The organism is Tenacibaculum soleae, from assembly GCF_001693415.1.
GTDB classification, from domain to species: Bacteria; Bacteroidota; Bacteroidia; order Flavobacteriales; family Flavobacteriaceae; genus Polaribacter; species Polaribacter soleae.
The window spans coordinates 1-4324 of the sequence record NZ_MAKX01000005.1; the positions used below are offsets into that span (position 1 = coordinate 1).

The following is a 4324-nucleotide window of genomic DNA, read 5'->3' on the forward strand; positions in this document are numbered from 1 at the left end:
GTAACGATTTTTCGTAACATTAGATTCTACAAGATTTTTCTATAATTATAAAAATATTCTTAAAAACTAAATTATTCTCTTTTTAGCGCAACGATTTCATATTTATTTTGAAACTAGACGAGATTTTTATCGATTTAGTATTTCTGGAATTTAGGAAATCAATTCTCATAAAAGCGCAAATATTATTCAATTTTTTTAAGTTTCAATAAATTACATTTTTCTTAATTTTCTCTAAAAAATAGAATTATTTTTCAATAAAAATATTTTCTAAAAATTTCGATTTCTATGAGCGCCAACGGTCTTGTGTATGGTTAGTTGCGTGGTTAAGCAACTAAGTTAGCAAACAAAAACGAACGCAAGAAAATTCCGAAGGAATTTTCCAAATAAGCACTTGCCAAAGCAATTAATTATACACGTTGTTGTGTGGCGTTTTTTCATTCCGAATAGGTTTATATTCATTCGATTTATGCCATTCTTCAACTATTTTTATTTTCCGAAACCTCTTGCTTATTAATAATTTCAAAACATTTTCCTCACTGGTCGATTCTATTCTTATCCAAAGTGGAATTTCGTTTTTGTAAGTAACTAACCATTCACAAACATCATTTATATTTAGTTTTTTTCCAATTATGTTCGGTAGAGACCACAGTCTCATAATATCATCTGAATTTGTTTTTGATTCTTGTTTTTCGGTTGGGTCAAATTCTACAACATATTCTATTTTATCAAAATCTTTTAGAGAAAAGTTTTCTACACCAACTTCGGTAAGAAATTTATTTAATTGATTTTTTAAAAATGTAGAATTACTTTTTTGCATTTAGTTTGACTAATTTAATGGATATTCTGACAGAAAAGTTTTTAAGTCAGTTAGTTTGTCAGGAATTAAACTCATTTCTCTGTAATAATAAACACTTGAGTTTTCAGTTCCGTCTGCTTTAAAATACCAAAACATATATCCTTGATGCATCATAAAAACAAAATCTTTTTCGGTCAGAAAGTTCTCAGCATTATCCTCTTCCAATAATTCTACTGCCCAATCTTTCAATTCATTTTTATTATGATACAAATCTGTTCCAACCATCCCTTTTGGAATAGTTTTTAGACACTCCAAAAAGAATTTTTTATAAATTGATGGAAAAGTCAGATTAAGTTCTCGTTCTAATTCTTTCAACTTTTTCATATAGTTTCTTCAAATGACACACAACGTGTTTGTGTATGATTTGTGGCGTGTTTAAGCACCTAATTTAGCAAATAAACACTAGATAGAAAATCCGCTAGGATTTTCGTAAGTAGGCGAGAACCAGCCATTAATTATACACGGTGTTGTAGCCAGTTTTTTTAATTCTCCATTATTGTTTTATAAATTAATTTACTTGAATTCCTGTTTTCTGTAAGTATTGTATAATAACTATTGACGTTAAGTTTTAATGATATTAAAGGATCTGAATTAGTAGTTTTTAATTCAATATTTAAATTATAATTCTGTTTTCTTTTCTCAATTAATTCATTGTCCCAGCCTTTAAAGTCAGATAAAGAAATATAACATATAGATTCATATTTGTTCTTATTGTATTTCTTTGAAGGAATGTTTTTCAAGTCAGATTCAAAAGGTTTTTCAGCATTCAAGTCATAGTTAAAATTTAACTTGAAGTTTTTAAATTCCTTTTTCATACTTTTCTTAAAATTTTTACGGATTCTTTTTTTAAGGTCGAGAAAGTAATTAATTGAATGGGTATGACCTTTGAAAATAAATAAAATCGAAGTTGGTTTTTTATATTCTTTTATTTTTTCATTTTCAATGATTTTAACTCCTGGTTTAAATTTTTCATTTTTTTGAGAAAAACTACTCATTCCAGCTAATAGGAATATTAATAACAATATTTTCTTCATTTCTTGGGTTCAATTTTTAATTGGCTACAACGTGTTTGTATAAGATTAGTTGCGTGTTTTAAGCACTAAAGTTAGCAAATAAATCACAGATAGAAAGTCCGCGAGGACTTTCGTAAGTAGGCTATAACCAGCAATTAATTTTATACGGTGTTGTGCCTAGTTAATTAATTTCCGAATATTTTCAATCCATTCCATTTTCGGTTCATTTTCGAAAAATTTGCTTTTTGAAATTTCAGTATATTTTTCAGCAAATCTAATTTTATTATAACCTTGATTGCCATCAAAAAAGGCTTTTATTTCTTCTTTTTCACTCTCTCTTAGGTCAAAAGTATAGTAGGAATTTAATGCCTTTGTTCGAACTTCATTTGTCGTTAGAATATTTTTAATTGTTTCGTATTCTTCTGCAAATTCTATAAGGGTTTGTTTGTAAATATATGGATTAAGACAATCTTCAATTTCTGTGGGTGGATTTGTAATATTACTGTTTACATCTATTATTGTTGTCCCATTCGTTTTATTATTCATTAACCTTTTAAAGAATAGATTTTTTGTTTTTGAAAAATCAATATTCATTCTTTCAGAATCAGTATCTATTAAACAAACAACTTTTCCTTTTATTTGGTAATCTGGGTCTTGGATTGGTGCAAGTAGTAATGAATAAAGTTTTTTCACTTCTTTGAAGCTACCTAAAGGCAAAAATCTTAAATTTTTTGATTTAATGTCTTCAGAAAACATTTGCTCGAAATATATTTTTTCAGATAATCCCTCACATACAATCCAATTATATGGTTTATCTTGAATTAAAGAAAATAGTATAGATTGAACTAAGTCGTTATAACTCTTTATATTGTAATGTACTGGAAGTGGACCTTTTACTTTATTTCTATCTTGAGTTATTTTTTCTCTATAATTGTATAAATTAAAATATTGAATAGAAGTTTCGTTTTTCTCATTTTTCGTTATTGACGTTGCGTTTCCATTTGATACAATAGGTAAATAACCATACCAATGTGTTGAAATGATTATTTGGCTATTCAGTTTACTAAGATTTATTAATTTTTCAAATTGACTATAACAAGCAGAAATATGTAATGAAGCTTCTGGTTCGTCAATTGCTAAAATAATATTATCGTTTCTAGAGTTATTGTTTATTAAGAATGAATAAGCAACATCAATTAAAGCTTTTCTTTTTTCTCCAGAGCTTAATTCTCTTACAGGAATTAATTTCGAAGAAGTAGTTTTTTTATTTAAGATTTTAATTGAGAAATAAGCTTCTATAATTTTTGAAACTAAATCAGGCATAGTTAAACTATTCTTGAACTTACCTTTGTATTTATATTCTTCAAGTACATTTTCTATGTCAGCAACAAATGTATTTAGACTTTTATTTATTTGTCTAATTGTTGTAGATGTAATTGCATTTTCTATTTCTGATTGGATATTTTTGTCCATCAGTTTTTGCATTTCTTGCGTTTCTAATTTTGTGTAAGAATGAACATCTGTTTCAACAGGAATGTATAGATAGGAATAATGAGAAATTATGTATTCATAAAATCCCTTAAAGTAATCTTGTAATTCTTTTTCGGTATGTTCAATTTTCGGATTATCTGTTATGAAATCTAAATAAGTATGGTATGTTCCAAAAAACATATCGTTACTGTCATATTTTCTACCTATAATAATTAAGAGATATTCTTTTGGATTGTAATTTTCTAAAAGTTGTTTTCTTTGTTCGTAGAATTCACTTAATCCTCTAGCTTTTGTCTTTTGTTTTGTGTGCCATAGATAATTTGATAATTTTTCTGCTTTTTCGAAAAACTCAATTTCATCTTTTTTGTCTTGTTTTAAACTCGATTTTTTTATTAAAAATACAGGTGTAAGATAAGGCGCATTTGTACCTTTTAAGCCACCATCATTTTTGGCTTCATTATTGACAGGCCATTCATTTCCGTTTTTACCATTTAAAGAAAAATCAAGTGCTTCTAAAACAGAACTTTTCCCAACTCCGTTTTCTCCAATTAGGCTTGAAAAATTTTCTCCTTCAGAGATTGGAACAAAATTTATTCCTTTATAAATCTTGAAATTTTTTATAAATATCGATATTATCATTCTTTAGATTCTGTTTGTCATAATTAGGCACAACGTGATTGTATATGGTTTGTTGCGTGGTTTAAGCAACTAAGTTAATAAATAAAAACCGAATAGAAAATCCGAGAGGATTTTCGTAAGTAGGCTAGAACTAGCAATAAATTATATACGGTGTTACCCAACGTTTTTTATTCCGATTTTATATTTTTCGGCTGTTTCTTTGTCAAAAAATATTGTTATATGGTCTTGCATTGGCATCATTGTATTATCTCTAAATTCAAATGCTGAAATCCATATTTCTTTTCCATTCTCAAATTCAATTCTCACATCTTGTGGATAATATTTC

Annotated in this window: 4 protein-coding genes; all 4 read right to left on the reverse strand. The window is 27.2% G+C overall.

The genetic code is table 11. From position 1 onward, the window contains the following. Positions 1-403: 403 nt before the first annotated feature. Positions 404-817, reverse strand: a complete 414-nt coding sequence (locus tag BA195_RS09500) for a hypothetical protein (RefSeq protein ID WP_068704855.1) — start codon at positions 815-817, stop codon at positions 404-406. 9 nt (positions 818-826) lie between these two features. Continuing rightward, positions 827-1180 carry an SMI1/KNR4 family protein gene (locus BA195_RS09505; protein WP_068704857.1) on the reverse strand — a complete coding sequence of 118 codons (354 nt, stop codon included), beginning with the start codon at positions 1178-1180 and terminating at the stop codon, positions 827-829. A gap of 158 nt (positions 1181-1338) precedes the next feature. Continuing rightward, on the reverse strand, positions 1339-1890 hold the full coding sequence (locus BA195_RS09510) for a hypothetical protein (protein ID WP_068704859.1): 552 nt from the start codon (positions 1888-1890) through the stop codon (positions 1339-1341). A gap of 156 nt (positions 1891-2046) precedes the next feature. Next, on the reverse strand, positions 2047-3999 hold the full coding sequence (locus tag BA195_RS09515; protein WP_068704861.1) for an AAA family ATPase: 1953 nt from the start codon (positions 3997-3999) through the stop codon (positions 2047-2049). Positions 4000-4324 lie beyond the last annotated feature (325 nt).

Coding starts and splice junctions, on each gene's coding strand:
- BA195_RS09515 (WP_068704861.1), bottom strand. CDS start 3,999: ATGATAATATCGATATTTATAAAAAATTTCAAGATTTATAAAGGAATA.
- BA195_RS09510 (WP_068704859.1), bottom strand. CDS start 1,890: ATGAAGAAAATATTGTTATTAATATTCCTATTAGCTGGAATGAGTAGT.
- BA195_RS09500 (WP_068704855.1), bottom strand. CDS start 817: ATGCAAAAAAGTAATTCTACATTTTTAAAAAATCAATTAAATAAATTT.
- BA195_RS09505 (WP_068704857.1), bottom strand. CDS start 1,180: ATGAAAAAGTTGAAAGAATTAGAACGAGAACTTAATCTGACTTTTCCA.